This window comes from Actinomycetota bacterium, assembly GCA_005888325.1.
Taxonomy (GTDB): Bacteria; Actinomycetota; Acidimicrobiia; order Acidimicrobiales; family AC-14; genus AC-14.
Map to the genome: position 1 here is coordinate 112,326 of VAWU01000024.1, position 26,952 is coordinate 139,277.

The 26,952-nt window shown below is 71.3% G+C and carries 24 protein-coding genes; 10 read left to right on the plus strand and 14 right to left on the minus strand.

The features are described from left to right. The first annotated feature begins 53 nt into the window (after positions 1 to 53). Positions 54 to 1,112 carry a VWA domain-containing protein gene (locus E6G06_08705; GenBank protein ID TML91867.1) on the plus strand — a complete coding sequence of 353 codons (1,059 nt, stop codon included), beginning with the start codon at positions 54 to 56 and terminating at the stop codon, positions 1,110 to 1,112. Here the strand turns inward: E6G06_08705 and E6G06_08710 are convergent. Both E6G06_08710 and E6G06_08715 read right to left on the minus strand, forming a co-directional pair. Continuing rightward, complete coding sequence (locus tag E6G06_08710) at positions 1,105 to 1,956, minus strand: class F sortase (protein TML91868.1); 852 nt, start codon at positions 1,954 to 1,956, stop codon at positions 1,105 to 1,107. The genes E6G06_08705 and E6G06_08710 overlap by 8 nt on opposite strands. Next, positions 1,931 to 2,785, minus strand: coding sequence for a DUF4397 domain-containing protein (locus E6G06_08715; GenBank protein ID TML91869.1), 855 nt, complete (start codon positions 2,783 to 2,785; stop codon positions 1,931 to 1,933). Before E6G06_08715 ends, E6G06_08710 begins: the two co-directional genes overlap by 26 nt. 194 nt (positions 2,786 to 2,979) lie before the next feature. Between E6G06_08715 and lepB the strand changes: the two genes are divergently transcribed. Beyond that, positions 2,980 to 5,607 (plus strand): signal peptidase I, encoded by a 2,628-nt coding sequence (gene lepB, locus E6G06_08720; protein ID TML91870.1) that lies wholly within the window; start codon positions 2,980 to 2,982, stop codon positions 5,605 to 5,607. Here the strand turns inward: lepB and E6G06_08725 are convergent. The 4 genes from E6G06_08725 to E6G06_08740 all read right to left on the minus strand — a co-directional run bounded on the left by E6G06_08725 (position 5,587) and on the right by E6G06_08740 (position 10,519). After that, positions 5,587 to 6,525, minus strand: a complete 939-nt coding sequence (locus E6G06_08725; protein TML91905.1) for an MBL fold metallo-hydrolase — start codon at positions 6,523 to 6,525, stop codon at positions 5,587 to 5,589. The genes lepB and E6G06_08725 overlap by 21 nt on opposite strands. Positions 6,526 to 7,025: 500 nt before the next feature. After that, complete coding sequence (locus tag E6G06_08730) at positions 7,026 to 8,633, minus strand: citramalate synthase (GenBank protein ID TML91871.1); 1,608 nt, start codon at positions 8,631 to 8,633, stop codon at positions 7,026 to 7,028. Further along, positions 8,620 to 9,540, minus strand: a complete 921-nt coding sequence (locus E6G06_08735) for a branched-chain amino acid transaminase (GenBank protein ID TML91872.1) — start codon at positions 9,538 to 9,540, stop codon at positions 8,620 to 8,622. Before E6G06_08735 ends, E6G06_08730 begins: the two co-directional genes overlap by 14 nt. 4 nt (positions 9,541 to 9,544) lie before the next feature. Further along, complete coding sequence (locus E6G06_08740) at positions 9,545 to 10,519, minus strand: 3-isopropylmalate dehydrogenase (GenBank protein TML91873.1); 975 nt, start codon at positions 10,517 to 10,519, stop codon at positions 9,545 to 9,547. A gap of 183 nt (positions 10,520 to 10,702) precedes the next feature. Between E6G06_08740 and E6G06_08745 the strand changes: the two genes are divergently transcribed. Further along, on the plus strand, positions 10,703 to 11,170 hold the full coding sequence (locus tag E6G06_08745; GenBank protein TML91874.1) for a transcription elongation factor GreA: 468 nt from the start codon (positions 10,703 to 10,705) through the stop codon (positions 11,168 to 11,170). Beyond that, entirely contained in the window at positions 11,167 to 12,042 is an 876-nt protein-coding gene (locus tag E6G06_08750; protein ID TML91875.1) for an alpha/beta fold hydrolase, read from the plus strand. Before E6G06_08745 ends, E6G06_08750 begins: the two co-directional genes overlap by 4 nt. Here E6G06_08750 and E6G06_08755 read toward each other — a convergent pair. After that, positions 12,035 to 12,670, minus strand: a complete 636-nt coding sequence (locus tag E6G06_08755; GenBank protein ID TML91876.1) for an IclR family transcriptional regulator — start codon at positions 12,668 to 12,670, stop codon at positions 12,035 to 12,037. The two genes, E6G06_08750 and E6G06_08755, sit on opposite strands and share 8 nt — an antisense overlap. Before the next feature lie 41 nt (positions 12,671 to 12,711). On the opposite strand from E6G06_08755, the gene leuC reads away from it, so the two are divergent. The 3 genes from leuC to E6G06_08770 are packed head-to-tail and all read left to right on the plus strand — an operon-like array spanning position 12,712 to position 15,766. Continuing rightward, complete coding sequence (gene leuC / locus E6G06_08760) at positions 12,712 to 14,127, plus strand: 3-isopropylmalate dehydratase large subunit (protein TML91877.1); 1,416 nt, start codon at positions 12,712 to 12,714, stop codon at positions 14,125 to 14,127. Beyond that, a complete protein-coding gene (gene leuD, locus E6G06_08765) occupies positions 14,127 to 14,720 on the plus strand; it encodes a 3-isopropylmalate dehydratase small subunit (protein ID TML91878.1) in 594 nt (197 codons plus the stop codon). Before leuC ends, leuD begins: the two co-directional genes overlap by 1 nt. A gap of 17 nt (positions 14,721 to 14,737) precedes the next feature. Beyond that, a complete protein-coding gene (locus E6G06_08770) occupies positions 14,738 to 15,766 on the plus strand; it encodes a prenyltransferase (GenBank protein TML91879.1) in 1,029 nt (342 codons plus the stop codon). On the opposite strand, the gene E6G06_08775 is transcribed toward E6G06_08770, so the two are convergent. Then, complete coding sequence (locus tag E6G06_08775) at positions 15,756 to 16,367, minus strand: class I SAM-dependent methyltransferase (protein ID TML91880.1); 612 nt, start codon at positions 16,365 to 16,367, stop codon at positions 15,756 to 15,758. The genes E6G06_08770 and E6G06_08775 overlap by 11 nt on opposite strands. Then, a complete protein-coding gene (locus E6G06_08780; GenBank protein ID TML91881.1) occupies positions 16,364 to 17,908 on the minus strand; it encodes a 2-isopropylmalate synthase in 1,545 nt (514 codons plus the stop codon). Before E6G06_08780 ends, E6G06_08775 begins: the two co-directional genes overlap by 4 nt. A 257-nt stretch (positions 17,909 to 18,165) precedes the next feature. Here E6G06_08780 and E6G06_08785 point away from each other — a divergent pair, with 257 nt between their 5' ends. Beyond that, complete coding sequence (locus tag E6G06_08785) at positions 18,166 to 18,501, plus strand: hypothetical protein (protein ID TML91882.1); 336 nt, start codon at positions 18,166 to 18,168, stop codon at positions 18,499 to 18,501. On the opposite strand, the gene E6G06_08790 is transcribed toward E6G06_08785, so the two are convergent. Both E6G06_08790 and E6G06_08795 read right to left on the minus strand, forming a co-directional pair. Continuing rightward, entirely contained in the window at positions 18,485 to 20,047 is a 1,563-nt protein-coding gene (locus E6G06_08790) for a phosphoglycerate dehydrogenase (GenBank protein ID TML91883.1), read from the minus strand. The two genes, E6G06_08785 and E6G06_08790, sit on opposite strands and share 17 nt — an antisense overlap. Before the next feature lie 81 nt (positions 20,048 to 20,128). Further along, entirely contained in the window at positions 20,129 to 21,322 is a 1,194-nt protein-coding gene (locus E6G06_08795) for a pyridoxal phosphate-dependent aminotransferase (protein TML91884.1), read from the minus strand. An 18-nt stretch (positions 21,323 to 21,340) separates the two neighbouring features. Between E6G06_08795 and E6G06_08800 the strand changes: the two genes are divergently transcribed. Beyond that, on the plus strand, positions 21,341 to 22,462 hold the full coding sequence (locus tag E6G06_08800) for a phosphoserine transaminase (protein ID TML91885.1): 1,122 nt from the start codon (positions 21,341 to 21,343) through the stop codon (positions 22,460 to 22,462). A gap of 75 nt (positions 22,463 to 22,537) precedes the next feature. Next, positions 22,538 to 23,650, plus strand: a complete 1,113-nt coding sequence (locus E6G06_08805; GenBank protein ID TML91886.1) for a D-alanyl-D-alanine carboxypeptidase — start codon at positions 22,538 to 22,540, stop codon at positions 23,648 to 23,650. Here E6G06_08805 and ilvC read toward each other — a convergent pair. The 3 genes from ilvC to E6G06_08820 are packed head-to-tail and all read right to left on the minus strand — an operon-like array spanning position 23,647 to position 26,936. Continuing rightward, a complete protein-coding gene (gene ilvC / locus E6G06_08810; protein ID TML91887.1) occupies positions 23,647 to 24,672 on the minus strand; it encodes a ketol-acid reductoisomerase in 1,026 nt (341 codons plus the stop codon). The genes E6G06_08805 and ilvC overlap by 4 nt on opposite strands. Positions 24,673 to 24,678: 6 nt before the next feature. Beyond that, positions 24,679 to 25,212 carry an acetolactate synthase small subunit gene (gene ilvN / locus E6G06_08815; protein TML91888.1) on the minus strand — a complete coding sequence of 178 codons (534 nt, stop codon included), beginning with the start codon at positions 25,210 to 25,212 and terminating at the stop codon, positions 24,679 to 24,681. Then, the gene (locus tag E6G06_08820) at positions 25,212 to 26,936 is read right to left on the minus strand and encodes an acetolactate synthase large subunit (protein TML91889.1); all 1,725 of its coding nucleotides are present in this window, start codon (positions 26,934 to 26,936) and stop codon (positions 25,212 to 25,214) included. The genes ilvN and E6G06_08820 overlap by 1 nt, the downstream gene beginning before the upstream one ends. Positions 26,937 to 26,952 lie beyond the last annotated feature (16 nt).

Consider the following 26,952-nt stretch of genomic DNA (forward strand, 5'->3'; position numbering starts at 1 on the left):
GGGCTCTGCTGCAACCTCAGCCGGCGAACCGACCCCATCGTGCCCGGCCCGTCGTGAAGCGCGTCATCCTCGTTGCGCTGGTCGGCCTGTCGGTGTCGGCGCCCGCGTTCGGGGTCGTCGCGCCCGAGGTGCCGGGCGACCTCGTCGTGTCGAAGGTCGACACCACGCACTACCCACAGGTCACCATGATCGTGGCGCCGCCCCGGCTCCTCGCGCCGCGCGACCTCCCCGCGGATGCGTTCAGCGTCACCGAGAACGGTGAGCGCCGCGAGGTCAACGTGGCGCGGCTGCCCAACTCGGGGCTGCAGATCGCCCTCGTGCTCGACCCGACGGTACCTCCCGAGCTCTTCCGCGCCGCACAGGGCGCGGCGCTCGACTTCGTTCTCCGACTTCCCATCGGCACGCGCGTCGCGCTCATCGACGCGGGTGCGCCGCCCGAGGTCACGCTGCCTGCGACCACCGACCTCGTCGCCGCAACGCGCGCGGTCGGCGACCTCACCCGCCGGCCCGATCGCGCGATCTACGACGCGGTGCGGCGTGCCGACGCCGAGCTCACCCCGGCCAGCCAGGCGCGACACACGGTCGTCGTGTTCACCGGCGGCAGGGACCGATCGAGCTCGATCACGCTCGACGCGCTGAAGCGCCGGCTCACCGTGCGCGGAACGAGCGTCTACGCGATCGAGCTGTCGGGCGGCGACACTGGCGGCGCGCTCGCGACCCTCGCCGCGGGGGCGGGCGGCGAGTCGGTCAGGGTCGCCTCCACCGAGCTCGTGGGCGCGTACCAACGGGTCGCCGACGTGCTGCTGAACCAGTACCGGGTCTCGTTCGCGGCGCGCTCGCGGGGCCGGGCGCAGCTGTCGGTCGGAGTCGCGGCGGACGGGATCAGCGGGGAGAGGTCGCTGGGGGTGGAGCTCACCGCACTCGAAGGCACGTCACGCCGCGCCGGCGGGGCCGTGCCGTCGGAGCGGGGCGGGGGCCGAGCGGTGGCCGAGCCGTTGGCCGCGGGGGTCGCGATCGCCATGGCGCTGCTCGCCGGTGGGCTGCTCGTGTTGCTCGGGCGCGCCGGGCTGCGGGCGCGCTCGACGCCCAGCAGCCAACGAAGCGCTAGGTGACGGGCACCGCGAAGACGACGACGTTGTCGCGATAGAACCGTTTCGATGTGTCGTACAGACCGCCGCAGGTGACGAGGGCCAAGGTGGGCCCGCCGGTTCGGGCGAACAGCATGTCGATCGGCAGCTCGCTCTTCAGGTACTCGCGGCGGGCCTCGACCCGCCAGGCACGGGAGGAGCCGTCCTGGTAGTCGACGGTGACGGTCGCGCCGGGGTCCAGCCGGCTGAGACGGAAGAACGCGCCGGGCCGGCCATTGTGGTCGACGTGGCCCGCGATCACGGACGAGCCCGCCTCGCCGGGCGCGGGACCGTACTCGTACCACCCGAGCATCGCCGGGTCCGCCGGTGCCTCGAGCAGCGGCGAGCCGGGGACGACGCCGACCGGCACGGTCGGCGCGTCGAGCCCGAGCGAGGGGATGTGCACCGCCACCGGACGGTTCACGAGACGCGCGGGCTGGTCCTGGAGGCGAGCCGGGTAGGTCTCGACCGGCGGCCGGCCCGGAGCCAACGGCACCGCGGTGATGGGAGTGGTGGCCGCGCGCGCGGCACGGATGCCTGTCAGCGCACCCACGTCGGACGCGGGACGGGTGGCGAACCACACGACCGGCAGCCCCACGACGCCGGCCGCGCTCAGGGCGAAGCAAACGCGGGCGAGGTTTCGGGCCCGGTGGCGACGCCTGTGGCGCGGACGGTAGAAGCCGAGTCGCTTGCGCGGCGCGTGCCTCGCGCTCGAGATCGCGCGGTCCCGCCGCAACTCCCGCAGCCCGAGGCCGACGAGGACGAGCGCCCCGGCGACCCGGCCCGCAGGACCGAACCGCCGGCTACCGGGTCGCGCGTTCGGCGACATGCCCCCGGCGACGGGATCGGAGCGCGGGTGCCGTCATCACTGCGAGCGCGAGGAGCACCATGAACACGGCGATCGGGAACCGGGCCGGACGCGCCAGCCCGTCGGTGCCGGTGGGCACACCCGCCGGTGCGCTCGTGAGGCCCTGCACGGTCTGCGTCAGCCAGCCGACGCTGTTGTCGGAGGTGGAGCCGATCAGGTAGAGGAACTGCACGGTACCGTCGGCGAGCGTCACGCGGTCGGGCGGCACGACGGCCGTGCCACCGCCGGCGGCGTCGACCGTCACCTGATGGGCGGCCGCCGACAGCTCGAGGGCCGGCGACTGGTTGGGGTTCACCAGGTTGGCGGCGAGCGGCGTGCCGTCGACGATCACGTTGACCGCGGGTGCGGCGGCCGTGTGACGCACGACGAGGCGGGCGGTTCCTGGCGCGACACGGTTCACGTCGTTGTCGAACTGCGTCATCGTGGGCTTCCCGTCCTGCGCCATGTGGACGACGGCCGAGATGTTGGCGCCCGCGGTGACCTTCAGCGTGCCCGCAACGGCAGGTGGAGAGTTGGGGTCGGCCTTGGCTTCACGCACCGCGACCGCGTGGTCGCCGGCGGGGATCTGCAGCGGCGCGGTGGTGCGCTCGGGCTCGAAGCCCTGGAGCGCCACCTTGCCGTCGAGGTAGACGTCGGCCACGAGGCCTCGGAACGCGTGCACGATCGTCACGGTGCCGGTCGGCACTTGTGCCGACGCGGGAGTCGCCGACGGGGCGACGAGAACCAGTGCGGCGATGAGCGCCGGTCCGAGCGCGACTCGTCGGCGCAGCCCACGCGTGATCCAAGGCATATCCCACCCCTCCCAGGGTTGCCAAACGGGCACAGGCTACACCTCTCCTGTCGCGACCCTCCGGGCCGTCGAGCCGGTCGACCCGCCACGGAACGCGGCGCACCCCATCCCCAGCCGGCGAACGCCAACGGCCATCACCGTGCCCACCGGCGGGCATCCAACCGCCGAGCCAGGCAGGGCGTCATCCTTGACGGGTGCGCACGGAGACCGACGCCAGGGCAGGTCAGATGGGTCAGGCGGGTCACGCCGGACGACCGGGCCAGGAAGAGGTCGAGGCCCGCCGGGGGGATGCCGACACATCTCGTATACGCGACGAGACGCTGGCCGAGTGCAACCGGCTCCTCACCGATGCCACGCGCGTGGTGCACGAGGCCCGGGTCGTCGCCGAGGGCATCAAGTCCGAGATGCTCGCCGAGGTCGAAGAGGAGACCCGGCGCCTGCTGGCCGAGACGGAGGGCAGGCGCACCACCGTCGTCGACGAGGCGCGCCGCATGCGCGACGAGATCCTCGCCGAGGTCGACGAAGAGGCGACGCAGCTGTTGGCCGACGCCGAGCGCCGGCGCGACGCGATCCTCGACGAGGCCGGTCGCATCCGCGACGAAGCCGAGGAGCTGCGGCGCACGGCGCGGAGAGACGTCGAGCACGAGCGCGAAGCGGCGCGCGAGGAGGCTGCGCAAGAACGCGCGGTGATGCTCGTCGAGGCCGAGCGGGAGGCGGCCGCGAGGGTCATCGAGAGCGATGCCGAGGCGGCGCGACTTCGCGAGCAGGCAGAGCGTGTCCGCGCGGACGCAGATGAGTCCCGCCGCGCGGCACTGGCCGACATCGACCAGGAGCGCGACGCGGCTCGCGGCGAGGCGGCGCAGGAGCGGACGGCCCTGCTCCGTGACGCCGAGGGTGAGGCAGGACGTGTGCTCGAGGAAGCGACCCGACAGATCGCGGCGCGCGAAGCGAGCCTGCGGGCCGAGATCGAGCGCGAGCGCGACGCCATCGTGGCCGGCGCGCGGGCCGAGGCGGCGCGCGCACGGGATGAGCTCGACGAGATCGAGGCGGAGACCGAACGGCTCACCCAGGAGGCCGCCGCCGCACGATTGTCCACCGAGCAGTCCCAGCGGGAGGCCGACGAGCTGCGGGCTTCGGCCCAGGCCGCCGCCGACCGCATGCGCCTCGAGGCCGAGGAGCGGCGCGCCTCGATCGAAGAGCAGACCGAGCGCGACATCGTCCAGCGGTGGGCCGAGGTCGACGACGAGCGCGCGACGGTTCGTCAGGCGACCGAGCGGGCGCGGGTCACGCTCATCGCCGACGCCGAGCGCACCGCGGCCAACGTGCTCGTCGAAGCGGAGATCGAGCGCCAGCGGGCCCGCGAGCTCCTCGAGGAGGCCGAAGTCGAGGCGCAGCGCGTGCAGACCGCGGCGCGCGAGCGCGCCCGGCACGAGCTCGAGCTCGAGCGAACCGCCCTGCTCGACGACGCGGCGGCCGACATCGAACGTCGCCGGCGCGAGGCCGAAGACGCGCGCGCCGGCGCGGAAGCCGAGGCGGCCCGCATCCAAGCCGAGGCGGCCGTCGCGGCGACCGAGCGCGAGGAGGCCGCGCGCGACGCGGACTCCCTCCGCACGCTCGCCGAGGCCGACGCGGAGCGCATCCGCGCCGCGGCCACCGAGGAGGCGGGCGTCCTCGTCGGGCTGGCCCAGGAGGAAGCCGACCGTCTCCGTACGCAGGCGACGGTGGCGGTCGAGTCAGACGCAGCCGTCGCGCAGGATGCCGAGCGCGTGCTCCTCGAGGCCCGGGTCGAGGCCGACCGTGTGCTGACCGACGCGCTGGCCGAGCGCGAGCGCCTCAGCTGGGACGCGCAGGCCGAGGCGCAGCGCATCGTCGGCGACGCCCGCAACGAGGCGATGGTGCTTCGGGCCGAGATCGAACGGATCCGCGCCTCGCTCGCCGCGGCCGAGGCCCAGGCGACGGAGGCCCAGGCGACGGAGGCGTCCGCCCTGGGAGCGCCGGCGGTCACGCCTGTGCCGCTCGAGCCGCTCGAGCCCTTCACCGGCGCACTGGCTTCCGACGCGCCCGCGACCACGCGATCGGTCATCGAGGACGCGTCGAAAACGGTCGAGATCCCACGCGAGGTCGTCGAGCGGGTGGCGCCGAAGGTGCCCTACGTGCGCGAGTACGGGCTCCGCCGCGACCCGGTCGAGCCCGAACCGCCCGAGGTCACCGGTGTCGCCACCCAGCCGCGCCCGGCAAGCTCGCGGCGGTGGCTCGTCGAGATTCCGGTGCTGGCGGCCCTCGCCCTCGTCGTCGTCCTCGTCCTGCGCACGTTCGTCGCGCAGGCGTACTTCATCCCGACCGACTCCATGCAGCCGAAGCTCGACGTGGGCGACCGCATCGTCGTCGACAAGCTGTCGTACGTCCTCCACGCGCCTCGACGCGGCGACATCGTCGTCTTCGACTCGCCGCACCGCCCGCCTTCAGATCACGCCATGCTCCCCGTCCGCGTCGCGCGCCGCGCCCTCGAAGCCGTCGGCCTCCGCCAGCCCGACACCGACACGCTCGTGAAGCGTGTGGTCGCGCTGCCCGGCGAGACCGTCGCGGGCAGGAACGGCAAGCTGCTCGTCGACGGGAAGGTGCTCGCGGAGCCCTACCTCGCCCGGGGCACGGTCACATCGACGTTCGGGCCCGAGCAGGTCGGGCCGGGCAAGCTCTGGGTCATGGGCGACCGGCGCGCCACCTCGCTCGACAGCCGCAACTTCGGCCCCATCACGCGCGGATCGGTGGTCGGGCGCGTCGGCCTCAAGGTGTGGCCCGTGTCAAAGCTGGGTCGCATCTGACCTCGTCTCCAACCAGCGGCGGAAGCCCGCCGCGTTGGAGTGGATTCCGTTGAGCGTCTCCATTTTCTCGCGCGCTTCCGGAGCGAGCCCGTCGTCGGTGAGGGTGAACGACTCGCTGAGGGCCTCCGCGATGTCGCGACCGTCGTGCCATGCCCGTTCGGCCACCCCGGCCCAGCGCTGCAACGTGTCCTCCGCCTCTTCGAGGATCGACTCGTGGTCGGGGACGAGCCCGTAGTGCGCGAGCGCGATGCCGGCGGGACGGCGGGCCGCGAACCTCCGCATCGACGTGACCGCCTGATCGAGGTCGAAGTCGGGCGGCGGGGTGGAGGGTCGCAGCAGCCCGGCGTCGGGCAGGCGGACGCCGACCGCGTCACCGACGAAGAGGATCCCGCTCTGCGAGTCGTGGAGCGCGAGGTGGTGCTTCGCGTGACCGGGTGAGTCGACGGTCGTGAGCACCCGGGATGGCCCCACCTCGATCTCCTCGCCGTCGGCCAGCACGTGCAGCCGGGCTGCGGGCGTGGGCTCGAGCCGGCCGTACAGGTCGTCGAGCAGGTGCCCGTACACGAGGGAGGCCGACTCGACGAGACGGGTGGGATCGGCCAGGTGCCGAGCCCCCTTCTCGTGCACGTAGACGGTCGCGTTGGGGAACGCGCGGGCCACGTCGCCGACGCCGCCCGCGTGATCGAGGTGGATGTGCGTGACGGCCACGCCGGCGAGGTCCTCCGCGCCCACGCCGAGCGTGTCGAGCGCGGCGAGCAGGGCCGGCACCGACGTCTGGCTCCCCGTCTCCACCAGCACCGGGTCGGGGCCCTCGACGAGGTAGCCCGCGGTGACCTTCTCCCAGCCGCCGAGCAGGGTGTCGATCTCGACGACGCCGTCGCCGATCCGGGTGCTCACGCGGTCGGGTTCGCGAGCAATGACTTCCAGTCGCCCTGGCGCTCCTTCACCTGGGCCGGCGTGAGCCGGAGGGTCGCCTCGGGCACGAGGTCGACGATGGCGCGCTGGTCCCAGTAGTGGTGCCGCGCCTCCTCGAACCGCGGTCGGCGGAACTCCACCAGATCGGGGGGCGCGGTGCCGATGAACCCGAAGAGACCGAACGCGAGGTCGAGATCGTGGATGACCGGCGCCCGGCCTAAGAGCGACGCGCGCTTCAACGCCATGGCCACACAGCCGGCCACCGCGTCGTCCGTGCTCTCCCCCTCGAAGACGTGGAGCTTGTCGGCGAAGCGGCGCGCCAGCGAGAGCGCGTAACCCTGGTCGGGGCCCTGCCGGCCGAGCTTCGGTCCGACCGGCTGCCGGGGCCCGAGGTCGCCGGGGCGGTCGGCCCGCCACGAGTCGGCCGGCTTGGCCGGCTCGTCCTGGCGGGGCTGGTCGGCGAGGATCACGGGTACGTAGTCGGGCGCAGCCATCGGCGCTGCCTACTCCCTCGCCCGCGACTGTGCAGGCGGGGCGTGCAGCAGGCCGAAGACGATCGAGTCGGAGAGGGCCTGCCACGACGCCTCGATGATGTTCTCGGAGACGCCGATGGTCGACCACGTTCGCTCACCGTCGGTGGAGTCGATCAGCACCCTCGTCACCGCGCCGGTGCCCCTCTGCGTGTCGAGCACCCGCACCTTGTAGTCGACGAGGTGCACGTGCTCGAGCGCGGGATGGTGCCTGCCGATCGCGAGGCGGAGGGCCTTGTCGAGCGCGTTGACGGGACCGTTGCCCTCGGCCACGGTGACCACGCGCTCCTGCCCGACGTGCACCTTGATGGTCGCCTCGGTGGTCAACGCCCGGCCTTCGGTCTCGTCGGTGATCACCCGGAACGACTCGATGCGGAAGTAGTCGTGCTCCCAACCCGCGGCGCGGCGCATGAGCAGCTCGAGCGAGCCGTCGGCCGCCTCGAAGTGGTACCCCTCGTGCTCGAGCCGCTTGAGCGTGTCGACGATCTCGTTCAGCGTCGGTCCGTCGAGCTCGATGCCGACCTCACGCGCCTTGAGCTGGAGCGTCGACTTCCCCGCCAGCTCCGAGACCACGAAGCGGGTGCCGTTGCCGACCGCGTCCGGTTGGACGTGCTCGTACGCGTCGGGCCGGCGGACGATGGCGCTCACGTGCAACCCCGCCTTGTGGGCGAACGCCGACGCCCCGACGTAGGGCTGCTGGGGATTGAGCGGCATGTTGACCAGCTCGGCGATGTGGTGGGCGACAGGGGTGAGGCGCTCGAGGCGGTCCTCGGGGATCGTGTGCACGCCCATCTTCAGCGCCAGGTTGGGGATGATCGTCGTGAGATTGCAGTTGCCGGTGCGCTCGCCGTAGCCGTTGATCGTGCCCTGCACGTGCGTGGCGCCGCCGCGCACCCCGGCCAACGCGTTGGCCACGCCGCAACCCGCGTCGTCGTGCAGGTGGACGCCTACCTTCACGTCGGCACCGAAGTAGGCGACGACCTCGCCGACGACACGCTCGACCTCGTGCGGCAACGACCCACCGTTGGTGTCGCACAACACGAGGGTCGTCGCCCCTCGCTCTGAAGCGGCCTCGAGCACGCGCAGGCTGAACTCGGGGTTGCGCTTGTAGCCGTCGAAGAAGTGCTCGGCGTCGAACAGCACCTCGAGCCCGGCGCCGCGCAGGTGCTCGACCGAGTCGGCCACCATGGCGACGCCCTCTTCGAGCGTGGTCTCCAGCGCTTCGGTGACGTGGTAGTCCCAGCACTTGCCGACGATGCACACCGCTCGGGTGCCCGCTTCGACGAGGTGACGGAGGGTGTCGTCGGAGTCGACCTTGCCGAGCTTGCGCCGGGTCGACCCGAACGCCACCAGCCGGCTGGTGTCGAGGTCGAGCTCGGATGCGGCGCGGCGGAAGAACTCGTCGTCCTTGGGGTTGGCGCCCGGCCAACCGCCTTCGATGTAGTGCACGCCCAACCAGTCGAGCTGCTCGGCGATGCGCAGCTTGTCGTCGACGGTGAGCGAGATGCCCTCGAGCTGGCTGCCGTCGCGCAAGGTCGTGTCGAAGATCTCGACGGATCGCGGTACGTCAGGCGTTGACAAGTTCCAACCAGTCCTTGTACTGGTCGACCTCACCGCGGACGGCGGCGAAGAAGACCTCCTGGATGCTGCGGGTGATGGGGCCGGGCCGCCCGATCTCGCGGTCGTCGACCGAACGGATGGGCACCACCTCGGCGGCGGTACCGGAGAGGAAGGCCTCGTCCGCGGTGTAGAGGTCGCTGCGGAGGATGTTGCCGACCTCGACGTCGTAACCGAGGTCGCGCGCGATCGTCATGACCGAGCTCTGCGTGATTCCCTCGAGCGCGCCCGCGCTCGAAGGCGGTGTGACGATACGACCGTCCCTCACGACGAAGAGGTTCTCGCCCGTGCACTCGCTCACATAGCCCTGCGGCGACAGGAGGATGGCTTCGTCGTACCCGCCCTTCAGCGCCTCGACCTTGGCCATCGACGAGTTGAGGTACATGCCCGTGCCCTTGGCCGCGGGCGGCATGGCGTTGGGATCGTGCCGCTGCCAGGAGCTGATCTTCATGCGCACGCCGTTGGCGATGCCTTCGTCGCCGAGGTAGCTCCCCCACCGCCACACCGCGATGGACACGTTCACCGGGCACGGCAGCGGGTTGAGGCCCATCTCGCCGTAGCCCAGGTAGACGATGGGTCGGATGTAGCACGAGTCGAGGCCGTTGACGCGCACCGTCTCCTTGGTGGCGGCGACGAGCTGCTCGGGCGTGAACGGCACGTCGATCATGAAGATGCGCGCGCTGTTGAAGAGGCGCGTGACATGGTCGGTGAGGCGGAACACCGCCGGGCCCTGCGCGGTCGCGTAGGCCCGAATGCCCTCGAAGACGCCGCAGCCGTAGTGGAGCGTGTGGGTGAGGATGTGAATGCGGGCGTCGTCCCAGTCGACGAGCTCGCCGTCCATCCAGATCTTCTCGGACTTCTCGAGTGGCATGCGCTCAGAGCCTTTCTGCGACTGCGTCGCCGAGTTCGGAGGTGGTGCCCGACAGCGACGCAGCTCCGGACACCGCTTTGTGGATCCGGGCGGCGGCGTCGCCCTCACCCAGGAAGTCGAGCAGCATGGCCGCCGACTTGATGGCGGCCATCGGGTTGGCCCGGCCCGTCCCCACGATGTCGGGGGCGGAGCCGTGCACCGGCTCGAACAACGAGGGCCCGGTGCGGGCCGGGTTGAGGTTCGCCGACGCGGCGAGCCCGATGCCCCCGGCGACCGCCCCCGCGAGGTCGGTGATGATGTCGCCGAACAGGTTGTCGGTGACGATCACGTCGTAGCGCTCGGGCCGCTCGACGAGGTGGATGCAGGCCGCGTCGACGTGGTCGTACGACGTCGTGACGTCGGGATGCCCGGCCGCCACCTCGTCGAACGTGCGCTGCCACAGGTCGCCGGCGAAGGTGAGCACGTTCGTCTTGTGCACGAGCGTCAGTCGATGGGCGCGCCGGGTGTGCGCGAGCTCGAACGCGAAGCGCACGCAGCGCTCCACGCCCCTGCGCGTGTTCACCGAGCCCTGGGTCGCCACCTCGTGGGCCGTCCCCTTCCGCAGGAAGCCGCCTTCACCCGCGTAGGCGCCCTCGGTGTTCTCGCGCACGACCGCGCAGTCGAGCCTGCCGCCGTCGAACGGGCGCAGGTTCACATAGAGGTCGAGCTCGAAGCGCAGACGCAGGAGGAGGCCACGCTCGAGCACGCCCGGAGGCACGTCGGGAGAGCCCACCGCGCCGAGGAGGATGGCATCGACGCCGCGCAGCTCGTCGAGCACCGCGTCGGGCAGCACCTCGCCGGTGCGCAGGTAGCGCGCCCCCCCGAGGTCGTAGTCGACGGTCTCGATCGGCACCGCGGCGGCGCGCACGACCTTCAGGGCCTCGGCCAACACTTCGGGGCCGATGCCGTCGCCGCCGATGACGCCGACTCGGTGGGTCATCTCCTACTTTCTTTCCGCTTCTGCTGCTTCTTGTCGGGCAATGAAAAACCGCCCACCAGGGTGGACGGTCGACAAGCACACGCCGGAGACGGCGTGCGCTACGGAATTACGATGATCGTGGGCGTGGTCACAACCACCCCAGTGTAGTCCGACGTACCGGCAGCCGCCTACTAGCCTCGCGGCATGCCCGAGACGCACCTGTCCCAGGATGCCTACGAGCGGCTGAAGGCCGAGCTCGACGACCTCACCACCCGCGGTCGCACCGAGATCGCCCGCCTCATCGAGCGGGCCCGGGAGATGGGCGACCTGAGCGAGAACGGCGACTACCACGCGGCCAAGGACGACCAGGGGAAGATGGAGGCGCGCATCCGTCAGCTCCAGCACCTGCTCGACCGGGCCGTGATCGTCGACCGCGCCGACCCCGGGGGGAAGGTGGCCACCGGCTCGATCGTCGCCATCCGCTACGACGGTGACGACGAGGTCGAGCGCTACCTCGTCGGGTCCATCGAGGAGCGGCGCGACGACATGGCGGTCATCTCACCGGGGTCGCCGCTCGGCCGGGCGCTCGTGGGTCACCAGGCCGGCGACACCGTCGAGTACGCGGCGCCGAGCGGCACGCTCAAGGTCGACATCGTCGAGGTCGGCGCCTGACCGTGACCGTCGGCGCACCGCCTCTGCCGCCGGGCCGCCGAGTCGAATTGCCCGGCCGGGGCACCACGTTCGTGCGCGAGGTCACCGGCCCGCCGGGCGCGCCCGCGCTCATCCTCCTGCATGGGCTGGGCGCCAACGCCGACCTCAACTGGTTCACCTGCTTCGGCGCGCTCGGCCGCCACTTCCGCGTGGTCGCCTTCGACCAGCGCGGTCACGGTCGCGGCATCCGCGTCGGCGTCCGCTTCCGCATGTCCGACGCGGCCGACGACACGGTCGCGGTTGCGGACGCGCTCGGCATCGACCGCTTCATCGTGGTCGGCTACTCGATGGGCGGGCCGGTCGCGCAACTGACCTGGCACCGTCATCGCGATCGCGTTGCGGGCCTCGTGCTGTGCGCCACCAGCCGCGACTTCGGCGGTTCGCCGCGTGAGCGCATGGCCTTCGCCGTCCTGCCCGGTCTCTCGGCGGCGCTGCGCGTGGCGCCGTACCGCGTTCGGCGGAACGTGATGGGCGGGGTCATCAGCGGCCGCCTCGGCGACGGACCGCTCGCCCGCTGGGCCGCGACCGAGCTCGGTCGCAACGACCCGGCAGCCATGATGGCTGCTGCCGCGGCGCTCGGGCGCTTCTCGTCGCGTGCGTGGATCGGCGAGGTCGACGTGCCGACCGCCGTCGTCGTCACCCTGCGCGACTCGCTCGTCCCACCCCACCGCCAGCGCAAGCTGGCCGACGCCATCCGTGGTGCCACCGTGCACCCGGTCGACGCCGACCACGGCGCCTGCGCGGCCGCCCCGAGCCGCTTCGTTCCCGCCCTCGTCGACGCGTGCCGCTCCGTGGCGGCACGTGCCGTCTTCGCCCCCAGCCGACTCAGCTGACGCCCGCGAGGGCGTCCTCGATCTCGCGCGCGGCGCGCATGACCGCCTTGGCATAGCGGCGCCCCGGCGCGCGGGTCGTTCGCTGGATGGGTCCCGACACGCTCACGGCCGCGCGGACGCGGCCCTCGGTGTCGACGACCGGCGCGCTGACCGACGCCACGCCGGCCTCGCGCTCGGCCACGCTCTCGGCCCAGCCCCGGCGCAGCGCGGCCGCTTCCCCCGACAGGACCTTGCCGGCCGAGCCGCGGTCGAGCGGGAGCCAGGCGCCGACGGGCACGATCGTGCGCAGCTCGTTCGGCGACTCGAGCGCGGCGACGCAGAGACGACGGTTCCCGCGGCGCACGAAGAGCTGCACGCTCTCGCCCGTGCTGTGGCTGAGCGCCTCGAGCGCGGGTCGGGCCAGCTCCGGCAGGGCCGCGGCATCGAGGCGGGGCCCGACCGCGAAGCGCCCGTCGGGGGTGCGGCGCACCAGGCCGTGCACCTCCAGCGCCCGCGCCAGCCGGTGGGCGGTGGCGCGCGAGAGACCGGTGGCGTCGACCAGCTCGGCCAGCGACCGGGGCTCGTCCTCGACCGCCGCGAGCACCGCCATTGCCTTGTCGAGCACGCCGACGCCGCTTACACTGTCCACGTGACAAGATTAGAGTCTCACAATATGAGACGCAAGCGACGATGACGCGAGCGACGACGAGGAAGACCCTCAGCGAGAAGGTGTGGGACCGCCACGTCGTGCATCGCGCGGAGGGCGAGCCCGACGTGCTCTACATCGACCTCCACCTCGTGCACGAGGTCACGTCGCCCCAGGCGTTCGACGGTCTCCGCCTCAACGGCCGCACCGTGCGCCGGCCCGACCTCACTCTCGCGACGATGGACCACAACGTCCCCACGACCGACCTCACCCAGCCCGTCGCCGACCCGATCTCGGCCAAGCAGATGGACGTGCTGCGGTCGAACTGCGAGGAGTTCGGCATCACGCTCTACGCCCGTGGTGATCGCAACCAGGGCATCGTGCACATCATCGGGCCCGAGCAGGGCCTCACCCAGCCCGGCATGACGGTCGTCTGCGGCGACAGCCACACATCGACCCACGGCGCGTTCGGTGCGCTCGCGTTCGGCATCGGCACGAGCGAGGTCGAGCACGTGCTCGCCACCCAGACGCTTCCCCAGAGCCGGCCGGGAACCATGGCAGTCAATGTCGACGGCACCCTGCCGCGCGGCGTCACGGCCAAGGACGTCATCCTCGCGATCATCGGGCGCGTCGGCACCGGTGGTGGCATCGGCCACATCGTGGAGTACCGGGGCTCCGCCATCCGCGCCCTGTCGATGGAAGGGCGCATGACCGTCTGCAACATGTCGATCGAGGCCGGTGCGCGCGCGGGAATGGTGGCGCCCGACGACACGACGTTCGCGTACCTCGAGGGCCGTCCACACGCGCCCGCCGGCGGAGCATGGGAGCGGGCGCTCGACGAATGGCGTGCGCTCACCACGGACGACGGCGTGGCCTTCGATCGCGAGGTCACACTCGACGCGAACGCGCTGCAGCCCCACGTGTCGTGGGGGACCAACCCGTCGCAGGTCGCGGCGATCGGCGGCGTCGTGCCCGACCCCGCCTCGTTCCCGGAGCCCGCGGCACGGGAAGCAGCCGAACGCGCGCTCGTGTACATGGGCATCGAGGCCGGGACGCGCATCCACGACATCGAGGTCGACACGGTGTTCATCGGCTCGTGCACCAACTCGCGCATCGAGGACCTGCGGGCCGCAGCCGAGGTGGTCGACGGTCGCCGGGTGCGGCCGGGCCTCCGAGCCCTCGTCGTGCCGGGGTCGGGTCGGGTGAAGGAGCAGGCCGAGGCGGAGGGCCTGCACCGAGTCTTCACCGCCGCAGGCTTCGAGTGGCGGGAGCCGGGCTGCTCGATGTGCCTGGCCATGAACCCCGACAAGCTGGCCCCGGGCGAGCGGGCCGCGTCGACGTCGAACCGCAACTTCGAGGGGCGCCAGGGTCGGGGCGGGCGCACCCATCTGGTCTCCCCCGCCGTCGCGGCCGCCACCGCCGTCGCCGGGCACTTCGTCACGCCCGAGGAGCTCGACTGATGCAGCCCGTTCGCGTCGTCACCGGCACCGCCGTGCCTCTCGACCGCTCCGACGTCGACACCGACCAGATCATCCCGAGCGACTGGCTCAAGCGCGTCGAACGCACAGGCTTCGGTGCCGGTCTGTTCGCCGAGTGGCGTGACGACCGGTCGTTCGTCCTGAACGACGCGAGATACGCGGGGGCCGGCATCCTCGTCGCCGGCGCGAACTTCGGCACCGGCTCCTCGCGGGAGCACGCCGTCTGGGCGCTGGTGGACTACGGCTTCCGGGCGGTCGTGTCACCGCGCTTCGCCGACATCTTCCGCAACAACTGCACGAAGGCGGGCCTCCTGCCGGTGCAGGTCGACGCCGAGGTGGCCCGCAGCCTGATGGACGCCATCACGAACGACCCGACGCTGGAGCTCACGATCGACGTCGAGCGCGGCGCCCTGTCGGCACCTGCGGCCGGCATCGAGACCACGTTCCCGCTCGACGAGTTCACCCGCCACCGCCTCCTCGAGGGCCTCGACGACATCGGCCTGACGCTGCGGAACGCCGATGCCATCGCCGACTACGAGACCCGCCGGCCCCGGTGGATGCCCACGACCGGGTGACCCACTAGGTTGCGGGCATGACCGACGTCACCGCGCCGTCGTCGTCCCCAGGGCTGCTCACCCGATGGCGCGAGGTGTTGCGCACCACGAACCCGCCTGCGGGTCGCCTCGACGTGGTGTCGAAGTGGCTGGTGCTGACGCGCGCCGCGGTGCTGCCGATGACGCTGACGGCCGGCGCGGTCGCGGGCCTGCTCGCGGCCCGCGCCGACGGCTTCAGCCCCGGCCTGTTCACGCTCGCGCTCGTCGGCATCCTGCTCGCACACGTGTCCAACAACCTGATGAACGACCTGTTCGACGTCGAGGTCGGTTCCGACACCGAGACCTACCCGCGCGCCCTCTACGCGCCTCACCCGGTGCTGTCGGGGATGATCAGCCGCGGCGGGCTTGCCGGTGCGGCGCTGGTCGTCAACCTGATCGACCTGGCCATCATGCTGGTGCTCTTCGTCGCGCGGGGCTGGCCCGTGCTCGCGTTGGGCGTGGCCGGCTTCGCGTTGAGCGCGGCGTACACGGCGCCTCCCCTCCGCCTGAAGAAACGGGGCCTGGGCGAGCTCGACGTGCTGTTGGTGTGGGGCCCGCTCATGGTCGGCGGGGCGTACTACTCGGCCGTGGGCGAGCTGCCGTGGCGGGTGTTCGCGGCGTCGATCCCCTACGGCCTGCTGTGCACCGCCGTGCTCATGGGCAAGCACGTCGACAAGATCCCGTGGGACGAGCCCCAGGGCATCCGCACCCTGCCCGTGCTGCTCGGCGAAAGGCGGTCGCGCCGGCTCACGCAGGGCCTGATGGCGGCGTTCTACCTGACGGTCGTGGCGTGCGTGGTGGCGCGTGCGCTGCCCTGGCCCGCCCTGCTGGCGTTCGGGGCGTTGCCGGTGCTCGTGCGGACGTGGAAGGCCTTCGACGCGCCGCGGCCCGAGCGGCCGCCGCCCCTCTTCCCGGTCTGGCCGCTGTGGTTCGCGGCGATCGCGTTCGTCCACACGCGGCGGGCCGGTGCGCTGCTCGTGCTCGGCCTGGTCGTCGCCGCCGTGGCCAACGTGACGATCAGGGCTTGATCCCGGCGAGCAGCGCCAGCTCCCGCCACTTCCAGAAGCACTCGACCTCGGCGAACCCGATCTCGCGCAGCCATCGCAGCTGCGTCTCCACGTCGAGCAGCTGGTTCGAGGGATCCTCGGATGCGCCGACCAGCGCGAGGAACTCATCATGCAGGTGCTCCGTCGGTGAGCTCACGTGCTCGAGGTTGGCGAACACGCCGCCCGGCTCGAGGAGCTCGAACACTTCGGCGTAGAGCTCCCGCTTGCGCGCGTGCGAGCAGTGGTGGATGGCGAAGGCCGACACCACCACGTCGAACGACCCCATGTCGGGCAGAGCGGCGTTGAGGTTGTGGTCGACCACCTCGACGTCGGACCGGCCTGCGTACCGGGTACGCGCGGCGTCGAGCATGGCCGGCGAGAAGTCGACGCCCACTCCGGGTGCGCCGATCAGGCTGAGGACGTGCCCGTCGCCCGTGCCGAGATCGAGCACCCGGCGGGGGCTCGCGGGCAGCAGCGCCAGCAACTCGTCGTAGGCGATGTCGCGCCGGGGTAGGAGAGGCGCCCGCTCGAGATAGGCGTGCGCGTGCTCCGCGGTCGCCCACTCGTTCGTCTCAACGCTCAAGGCCCTATCTCCTTGGCCCGCTCCTCGTCTCGCGCGCGCACCCGCACGACCTTGTTCACCGCGCTGAGGTACGCGCGGGCCGATGCCTCGACGACGTCGGTCGAGACCCCTCGACCCGACACCTTCACGCCGTCCGCCTCGAGCTGGATGATCACGTCACCCAACGCGTCGACACCGCCGGTGACCGAGGAGACGTTGAAGTCGGTGAGACGGCCCTCGACGCCGGTCGCGGCCCTGATCGCCTGGCAGGCCGCGTCGATCATGCCGTCACCCTCCGACGACGCCTCCAGCTTCTCGCCGCCGCGGCCCAGCACGACGCGCGCCCTCGGCACGCCGACGGTGCCGCCGGCCACCTCGAGCGCCTCCAGGGTGAACGCCTGGGTCACGCTCGTGCCCAGCTCCTCGGCGACGATCGCCTCGAGGTCGGCGTCGGTGATCTCCACCTTGCGGTCGGCCAGCTCCTTGAAGCGCGTGAACGCGGCGTTCAGCGCGTCGCCCTGGATGGTGATGCCCATCTTCTGCAGCGTGTCGCGGAAGGCGTGCCGTCCGGAGTGCTTGCCCAGCACGATCTGCCGGCCGGTCTGCCCCACCGACGCGGCGTCGATGATCTCGTAGGTCGTGCGTTCGGCCAGCACACCGTGCTGATGGATGCCCGACTCGTGGGCGAAGGCGTTGCGACCGACGACCGCCTTGTTGTACTGGATCGGATAGCCGGTGAGGCGCGAGACGAGACGCGACGTGCGCGCCAGCTCCTCGGTGCGCACGCCGGTCTCCAGGCCGTCGAACTGGTCGGGCCGGATCTTCAGGGCCATCACGACCTCTTCGAGCGCGGCATTGCCGGCCCGCTCCCCCAGCCCGTTGACGCAGACCTCGACCTGCCGGGCTCCGGCCTGGATGCCGGCGAGCGAGTTGGCGACGGCGAGCCCCAGGTCGTTGTGGCAGTGGGTGGAGGTGACGTAGTCGCCCTTCACCTCTCGCCGCACGTACTGGATGAGCGCGCCGAAGTCCCAGGGGATGCCGTAGCCGACCGTGTCCGGGATGTTCAGCGTCGTCGCCCCGGCGTCGACCGCCGCCTGCAGCACCTCGATCATGAACTCGAGCGGCGTGCGGGTGGCGTCCTGGGGGCTGAACTCGACGTCGTCGGTGTGCTCGCGCGCCCGGCCGACCCCGCTCCTGGTCTCGGCGACGACCTGCTCGGGCGTCATCTTCAGCATGTGCTCCATGTGGCTGGGACTGGTGCTGATGAAGACGTGGATGCGAGCGCGGGCCGCGCCCCGCACCGCCTCCCAGCAACGGTCGACATCGGCCAGCTGGGTGCGCGACAGGCCCGCGATGACGGGGCCCGCGACCGCGGCCGCGATGGCCTGCACCGCCTCGAAGTCGCCCTGGCTGGCGACCGGGAACCCGGCCTCGATGACGTCGACGCCGAGGCGCGCCAGCTGCTCCGCGATCTCGAGCTTCTCCGGTACGTCGAGCGAGATGCCCGGCGCCTGCTCGCCGTCGCGCAGGGTGGTGTCGAAGATCGTCACTCGTTCGGCCATGGGGGTGTGCCTTTCGTGTTCGTGCGTGGGCAACAAAAAACCTCCCGGCCCGGAGGCACGAGAGGTCGAGGGGCGAACGCCTGAAGGCGCTCGCCGCTAGGTAAGGAGGAGGATGGAGGTGACGGGCGGGATGCCACAGGCGGAGGGAGACATGCGCGTAGCATCGTGACAGGGGGGACGACCGCCGTCAAGCAGGTACGCCGTCAAGCAGGTACAAGGTCAAGCAGTCAGACTCGGCAAGTCAAGGAGACGTCCCAGTGATACGCAGTGCGTTCCGCTTCGGGCTGCGAGCCACCCTCCTGACGGGTTGCGTCGTGGGCGTGGTCACGTTCGTGCGCCGACGCTCGTCGACCCTCGCGCCCGACGACGGGCCCGAACCCTGGGGCCGGCGGCCGGTCGCGGTGCCACCCCTCGCCGCATGGGTCGAGCCGCAGGACAAGGCGTGCCCGGCGACGCATCCGGTCAAGGCCAAGCGGTCGAGCAACATCTTCCACGTGCCGGGCGGGCTCAACTACGACCGCACGGTGCCCGACCGCTGCTACCGCGACGAAGCGGCCGCGATCGCCGACGGCTTCGTCAAGTCAAGACGCTGACCTGACGGATCCCCGACGCGGCGCGCAGCTCCTCGAGCAGGTCGGGCGGTGCGGGCTCGCTGAGCGCGAGCACCATGAGGGCCGCCTCGCCGGCGGGCGAGAGCCCGACGTGGACGTTGGAGATGTTGATGTGGCGGTCGCCCAGCGCGCCGGCCACGACCGCGATCATCCCGGGACGGTCGTCGTTGCGCACGACGAGCATGTGGCGCGCCGGCGGCACCTCCACGGTGTGGTCGTCGAGCATCACGATGCGCGGCTCGGAGCGCAGGCCCGAGAGCGTGCCGGCCAGACTGTGCACACCCCCCCGCAGGCTGATCAAGTTGACGTAGTCGTGCGTGTGGGTCGTCGTCGTCTCGCGTACGTCGACGCCGCGCTCGGTGGCCAGCTGGGGCGCGTTCACGTACGACACCGGCTCCTCGCTTCCTGCGCCGAGGAGACCCTTCAGCACCGAGAGGGTGAGGATGCGCGTGTCGTAGTCGGCCAGCTGGCCCTGGTACTCGATCTCGAGCGACGCCGGGACGCCCTCGTTGAGCGACGCGAACAGCGACCCGAGGCGTTCGGCCAGCGGGAGGAACGGGCGCACGGTCTCCGACGCCTCTGACGCGCTCACGTTGACGGCGTAGGGAACGAAGTCGCCGGCGAGCGCGAGCAGCACCTGCTCGGCGATGGTGTCGCCCGCCTTGTCCTGGGCCTCACGGGTGCTCGCCCCGAGGTGCGGCGTGACCACCACCGAGTCGAGCGCGAACAGCGGCGACGACGTGCACGGCTCTTGCGCGAACACGTCGAGCCCGGCGCCCGCCACGTGGCCGTCACGAATGGCGAGCGCGAGCGCTTCCTCGTCGATGATGCCGCCCCGCGCCGTGTTGATGATCCGGATGCCGGGCTTGGCCCGCGCCAAGAGGTCCTTGCCGATCAGCCCCAGGGTCTCGGGGGTCTTCGGCAGATGGACGGTGAGGAAGTCGGCGACGCGCGCGAGCTCGTCGAGGCCCATCAGCTCGACGCCCATCTGCTTGGCCCGCTCGACCGAGACGAAGGGGTCGTACGCGGCGAGCCGCATGCCGAACGCCAGCGCCCGTTGCGCGACCAGCGCGCCGACGCGACCCAGACCCACCACACCGAGGACCTTGCCGTGCAGCTCGACGCCCTCCCACCGCGAACGCTCCCATTTGCCCGCCTTCAACGCGGCGTGCGCCTGAGGCACGTTCCGCGCCTGCGCGAGGAGCAAGGCCATCGTCTGCTCGGCCGCGGAGAGGACGTTCGACTGCGGTGCATTGACGACCATCACGCCCCGGCGGGTGGCCGCGGCCACGTCGACGTTGTCGAGCCCGATCCCGGCGCGACCGACCACGACGAGGTCGGCACCGGCCTCGAGCACGTCGGCGGTGACCTGGGTCGCGGAGCGGATGATGAGGCCCTGCGCGCCGGCCACCGCCCGGCGCAGTTCCTCGTCGGACAGCCCGAACCGTTCGTCGACCTCGTGACCCGCGTCGCGGAGGTGGGCGAGGCCGCGGGGCGCGAGCTGCTCGGTCACGAGGATCCTGGCCACGGCGCCATGCTGGCAGAAATCCCGGGAGCCACCGTCGACCTTTCCGTCATCACCGGTGGATGGAGATCAGCCGCGGCGCCTTCAGCCGCGCAGGAGCTTGTCGATCCGCGCCACCCCTTCGACCAGGTCGTCGTCACCCAGCGCGAACGCGAGGCGCGCGTAACCCGGCGCGCCGAACGCCTCGCCCGGCACGATGGCCACCCGGGCCTCGTCGAGGAGGATCTCGGCCAGCTCGACCGACGACGTCGGGCGCCGACCCCGGATCTCGCGATCGAGCGCGCCCTTGAACGACGGAAATGCGTAGAACGCGCCCTCGGGCTCGATGCACGTGACGCCGGGGACGTCGTTCAGCAGCTCGTGGATCTTCAGGCGCCGGCGGTCGAACGCGGCGCGCATCGTCGCCGCGGCCTCGAGGTCACCCGACACGGCCGCGAGCGCGGCCGCCTGCGCCACGTTGGAGACGTTCGACGTCGAATGCGACTGCAGGTTGGTCGCGGCCTTGGTCACGTCGAGCGGCGCGATCATCCAACCGACCCGCCAGCCGGTCATGGCGTAGGTCTTGGCCACGCCGTTGACGACCACGCATCGCTCGGCCAGCTCCGGCACCAGCGCCGGCATCGAGTGGAAGTGGTGGCCGTCGTAGACGAGGTGCTCGTAGATCTCGTCGGTGACCACCCACAGGCCGCGCTCGACGGCCCAGCGCCCGATCGCCTCCACCTCGTCGCGCCGGTAGACGACGCCCGTCGGGTTCGACGGCGACACGAACAACAGCACCTTGGTACGCGGTGTGCGCGCCGCGTCGAGGGAGTCGAGCGTGGCGCGGAAGCCGGTGGACTCGTCGGTCTCGACGGTGACGGGAACGCCACCGGCGAGGCGGATGGCCTCGGGGTACGTCACCCAATAGGGAGCGGGCACGAGCACCTCGTCGCCCGCGTCGAGCAGCGTGGCGAACGCGTTGAAGATCGCCTGCTTGCCCCCGTTGGTGACCAGCACCTGAGCGGCTTCGACCTGGTACGCGGAGTCGCGCGCGGTCTTCACCGCGATGGCCTCCCGCAGCTCGGGCAGGCCGGACGTCGGCGTGTACTTGTGGAAGCGGGGCTCGGCGCACGCGCGGGCCGCGGCCTCGACGACGTGCGGCGGCGTGGGGAAGTCGGGCTCGCCGGCACCGAAGCCGATCACCGCCTCGCCCGCCGCCACGAGCGCCTTGGCCCTCGCATCGACGGCCAGCGTGGCCGACTCCTGGATCGCGGCAATTCGCCCGGAGATGCGAGGCATGCCTGCAATGCTGGCACAGTGACCGAGCCCGCTCTCCCCGATATCCGACTCCCCGCCAACCTGCTCCCGAGCGACGGCCGCTTCGGCTCCGGGCCCTCGAAGGTGCGCCCCGAAGCCGTCGCCGCGCTGAGCGCCGCGGCACCCGGCTACCTGGGCACGAGCCATCGCCAGGCGGGCGTGAGGTCGGTGGTGCGCCGGCTGCGCGACGGATTGCGCACCCTGTTCTCACTGCCCGACGGCTACGAGGTGCTGCTCGGCAACGGCGGCACCACCGTGTTCTGGGATGCAGCCACCTTCCGGCTCGTCGAGCGGCGCAGCCAGCATCTCGAGTTCGGTGAGTTCTCGGCCAAGTTCGCGGCGGCCGTGGCCGCCGTCCCCTTCCTCGAGACGCCCGACGTCATCGCGTCACCGCCGGGCACGCATCCGGTCGCGACCAGCCGCGACGGCATCGACCTCTACGCGCTCACCCACAACGAGACCTCGACGGGTGTCGCCATGGACGTGCGACGGGTGCATGGTGGTCTCGTGGTGGTCGACGCGACCTCGGCCGCAGGTGGCCTCCGTGTCGACCCCGCGGAGTTCGACTGCTACTACTTCGCGCCCCAGAAGTGCTTCGCCTCTGACGGCGGCATCTGGATCGCGCTGTGCTCACCGGCCGCCATCGAGCGCATCGAGCGCACCGCCGCCGAGCGCTGGGCGCCGGCTTCGATCGACCTGAAGATCGCGCTCGACAACTCACGCCTCGACCAGACCTACAACACTCCCGCGCTCGCCACTCTCTTCCTGTTCCTCGATCAGGTCGAGTGGGTCAACCGCAATGGTGGTCTCGAGTGGGCCGCGGGCCGGTGCGACAAGTCGGCCGGAGCGCTGTACGGATGGGCCGAGGCCAGCGCGTACGCCCGGCCCTTCGTCGCCGATCCGGCGGACCGGAGCCATGTCGTCGGCACCATCGACCTCGACGAGGGGATCGACGCCCTGAAGGTGTCGCAGGTGCTGCGCGCCAACGGCATCGTCGACACCGAGTCCTACCGCAAGCTCGGCCGCAACCAGCTGCGCATCGGGATGTTCCCGGCGGTCGAGCCGGACGACGTCGCCACGCTCACGGCCGCCGTCGACTTCGTGGTCGCCGCCCTGGGCTGAACGCCCGGGCCCCTGCCCCTGCCCCCGCTCCCGGCCATCTGTCACCTCCCGGCCCCCGGCGCCTAGCCTGTCCGGGTGCGCCGCCGCACCGCCGCATTCCTCTCCACGCTGCTCGTCGCGCTCGCGCTGTCGGCGGTCCCCGGCGTCGCCCGGGCCCAATCGGCGCCTCCGCCTCCCCCACCGCCCAAGGCCTGGATCGTCGTCGACGCCGACACCGGCGCGGTCGTCGACGCGTCGAACGAGCGGGTGCCGCTGCGGGCCGCGAGCGTCATCAAGCTGCTCACCGCGCTCATCGCGGTCGAGCAGCTGCCGCCGGAAGCGAGTGTGCCCGTGAGCGCGGTCACCGAGGGCATGCCCGCCACCAAGATCAACATGAAGGCGGGGCAGACGTGGGAGCTGCGGGACACGCTGTACTCGCTCCTGATCGTGTCCGCGAACGACGCGGCCGTCGCGCTGGCCGAGCGGGTGAGCGGCTCGCGCGCGGGCTTCGCGGCCACCATGGCCGCAGCCGGGCGCCGTCTCGGGCTGCAGGACGCGCCTGTGCTGCATGACCCTGCCGGCCTCGACGCGGAGCCCTTCGCCTTCGACGGCGGAAACCTCATCAGCGCGCGCGACCTGGCCGTGATCGCCCGAGCCGCGCTGGCCCAACCCGAGATCCGTGAGATCGTCGCACGTGACACCTACAGCTTCCACGGAGGCGACGGGATCGATCACCGGATCCGCAACCACAACCTGCTCCTGAAGACCTATCCGGGCGCGACGGGCATGAAGACCGGGTACACCGTCGACGCAGGTCACACGCTCATCGGGTCGGCGACACGCGACGGCCGCACCATGATCAGCGTGGTGCTCGGCGCCGTCGACGCCCCCCGCTCCTCCGCCGAGCTGCTCGACAAGGGCTTCCTCCTGCCCGTCGCGCTCGAGGGCCACCTCGGCTACCTGCCACCGGTCGCGTCGGTGGCCGACCCCGCGCCCACATCGCAGCCGCGGCCGCGAGAGGTGCAGGTCGCGGCGGCGCGCGAGGTGGCCGTACCCGGCCGGCCGAACCGCCGTTCGACGGCGGCCGGCAACGTCGTCGTTCTCGTCATCGGTTCCGCACCCGCGCTCGCCATCCTCGGCCGCAGGCGGCGCCTGCGCCGCGGCCGCGAAGGCAAGCGGCCGTTCTTTCTCGTGGGGTTGAGCGGCTAACCGCCCGAGGCGTCCTCCACCTTCTGCTTCCCCGCGGTAATGAACGGCATCATGTCGCGGAGCTCCTCGCCCACTCGCTCGATGGGATGGTTGCGCGCCGCGAAGCGCAACTCGTCGAAGCGCTTCCGTCCGTCGCGGTTCTCCGCGATCCACTCCTCGGCGAACTTCCCCGATTGGATGTCGCCGAGGATGCGCTTCATCTCCGCCTTGGTCTCGGCGGTGACGATGCGCGGCCCGCGCGTGTAGTCGCCGTACTCGGCGGTGTCGGAGATGGAGTAGCGCATGCCCGCCATGCCCTGCTCGTACATCAGGTCAACGATGAGCTTCAGCTCGTGCAGGGTCTCGAAGTACGCCGACTCCGGCTGGTACCCCGCCTCGACGAGCGTCTCGTAGCCGGCCCGCACCAGCGCGGTGACGCCGCCGCAGAGCACGGTCTGCTCGCCGAAGAGGTCGGTCTCCGTCTCCTCCTCGAACGTGGTCTCGAGGACACCCGCGCGCGTGGCGCCGAGCGCGTGCGCGTACGACAGCGCCAGCTCCTTCGCCTTCCCCGACGCGTCCTGGGCGACGGCGATGAGCGACGGCACACCACCCCCCTCGGTGTACGTGCGCCGCACGAGGTGGCCGGGGCCCTTGGGCGCCACCATCGCCACGTCGACGCCGGGCGGCGGCAGGATCTGGTCGAAGCGGACGTTGAAGCCGTGGGCGAAGAACAGCGCGTCGCCCTGGTTGAGGTGGGGCTGGATGCTCTCCTCGTACACCGCCTTCTGCTCGGTGTCGGGCAGGAGCATCATCACCAGATCGGCTTCGGTCGCGGCCCGGTCGATCGACGTCACCCGGAGACCCGCACCCTCGGCCTTCGCCTTCGACGACGACCCCTCGCGCAGCCCGACGCGCACGTCGATGCCCGACTCCTTGAGGTTGAGCGCGTGGGCGTGACCCTGCGACCCGTAGCCGATGATCGCGACCTTGCGCCCGGCGACGAGCGCGGCGTCGGCGTCCTTCTCGTAATGGATCACAGCCATATTGAGCTACCCGACCTTTCCTGTGACGGAGTGCAGGCGGGTGACCTGACGCTCCAGCTTGGGCAGCGCCACCCGGCCGGTGCGCTGCAGCTCGACGATCCCATACGCTCGCATGAGATCCTCGAGGTCGTCGAGCTTCGTCGGCGGCCCGGCGAGCTCGACCGTGAGCTGGTCGTGCCCCACATCGACGATGCGCCCGTCGAACACCTGCACGAGCTCGATGATCTGGCTGCGCGCGGCCGGCTCGGCCCGCACCGTGCAAAGCATCAGCTCACGCTCGACGGAGTCGTCGGGGTGCAACTCGCTGATCTTCACCACGTTGATCAGCTTGAACAGCTGCTTGGTCATCTGCTCGAGCGTCTTCGACTCGACGTCAGCGACGATCGTGATGCGGCTGAACCGCTCGTCGTCGGTGGGGGCGACGGCCAGCGAGTAGATGTTGAAGCCCCGGCGGGCGAACAGGCCGGCGACACGCGTGAGCACGCCCGCCTTGTTCTCGACGAGGACGGTGAGGGTGTGGTGCTTCGGGGCCCCGGGCATCAGCGGCCTCCCTCGCCCTGGGAAGGGTCGAGGATGATGTCGTCGTTCGAGCCGCCGGCCGGCACCATCGGGTACACCTTCTCGCGGGAGTCGGTGCGAAAGTCGATGACGACAGGACGGTCGTCGATGTCGTTCGCCTTGTCGATGGCCGGTTGCACCTCTTCGGGCGACTCCACTCGCAGACCCACGCACCCCATCGCCTCGGCCCACATCTTGTAGTCCGGCAGGTCGGGAGACAGGTACACCTCGGAGTAGCGCTCCTCGTAGAACAGCTCCTGCCATTGACGCACCATCCCCAGGTAGGCGTTGTTGAGGATCGCCACCTTGATGGGGATGCGTTCGGCCGTGGCGGTCACGAGCTCCTGCGCCGTCATCTGGAAGCACCCGTCGCCGTCGACGGCCCACACCATGCGGTCGGGCCGCCCGACCTTGGCACCGATGGCGGCGGGGACGGCGAAGCCCATGGTGCCGAGGCCTCCCGAGTTCACCCACGTGTAGGGATGGTCGAAGCGCCAGTACTGCGAGGCCCACATCTGGTGCTGGCCCACGCCCGACACCACGATGGTGTCGTCGGGTGTCGAGTCGCGGAGCTGCTCGAGGACGTACTGGGGCTTGAGCTCGTCGCCGTCGAACGACTGCTCGTAGTGCAGCGGATAGCGCTTCTGCCAATCGCGGATCTGCTCGAGCCAGGGCCCACGGTCGGGCTGGGCCGCGGCGCCACCCAAATCGCGCACAGCCTTCACTAGCTCCTCGATCACCAGACGGCAGTCGCCCACGATGGGCACGTCGGGCCGGCGCACCTTGCCCAGCTCGGCCGGGTCGATGTCGGCGTGGATGATCTTGGCGTCGGGCGCGAACGCCCCGACCTTGCCGGTGACGCGGTCGTCGAAGCGGGAGCCGAGCGCGATCAGCAGGTCGGCTTTCTGCATCGAGGTGACCGCGGTGTAGTTGCCGTGCATCCCAGGCATCCCGAGGCAGAGCGGATGACTGTCGGGGAACGCGCCCCGCGCCATCAGGGTGGTGACGACCGGGATGCCGGTGAGCTCGACCAGCTCGCGCAGGGCCTCGGCGGCGCGTGCCTTGAGGATGCCGCCGCCGGCGTAGATGACCGGGCGGCGGCTCTCGGTGATCAGGCCGGCCGCCTTCTTGATCATCTGCGGGTGGCCCTTGGTGACCGGCTTGTAACCCGGGAGCGAGACACCGTCGGGCCACTCCCAGTCCATCATCTGGTTGGCGATGTCCTTGGGCACGTCGACGAGGACGGGCCCGGGCCGGCCGGTCGTGGCGATGTGGAACGCCTCGCGGACGATCTGGGGGATGTCCTGCGCGTCGGTGACGAGCCAGTTGTGCTTGGTGACCGACATGGTGATGCCGGTGGTGTCGCACTCCTGGAAGGCGTCGGAGCCGATCGCGGTGCTGGGCACCTGGCCGGTGATGCAGACCATCGGGATCGAGTCCATGTACGCGTCGCACAGCGGCGTGACGATGTTGGTGGCCGCAGGGCCGCTCGTCACCATGGCGACACCGGGCCGACCGGTCGCGTGGGCGTAGCCCTCGGCCATGTGGCCCGCGCCCTGCTCGTGGCGCACGAGGATGTGGCGGATGGGCGAGTCGATGATCGGGTCGTACACCGGGAGGATGGCGCCGCCGGGCAGGCCGAACATCACCTCCACGCCTTCCATCTCGAGGCTCTTGATCAAGGCTTGGGCGCCGGTGAGCTTCATGGGCGGTCTCTTTCTC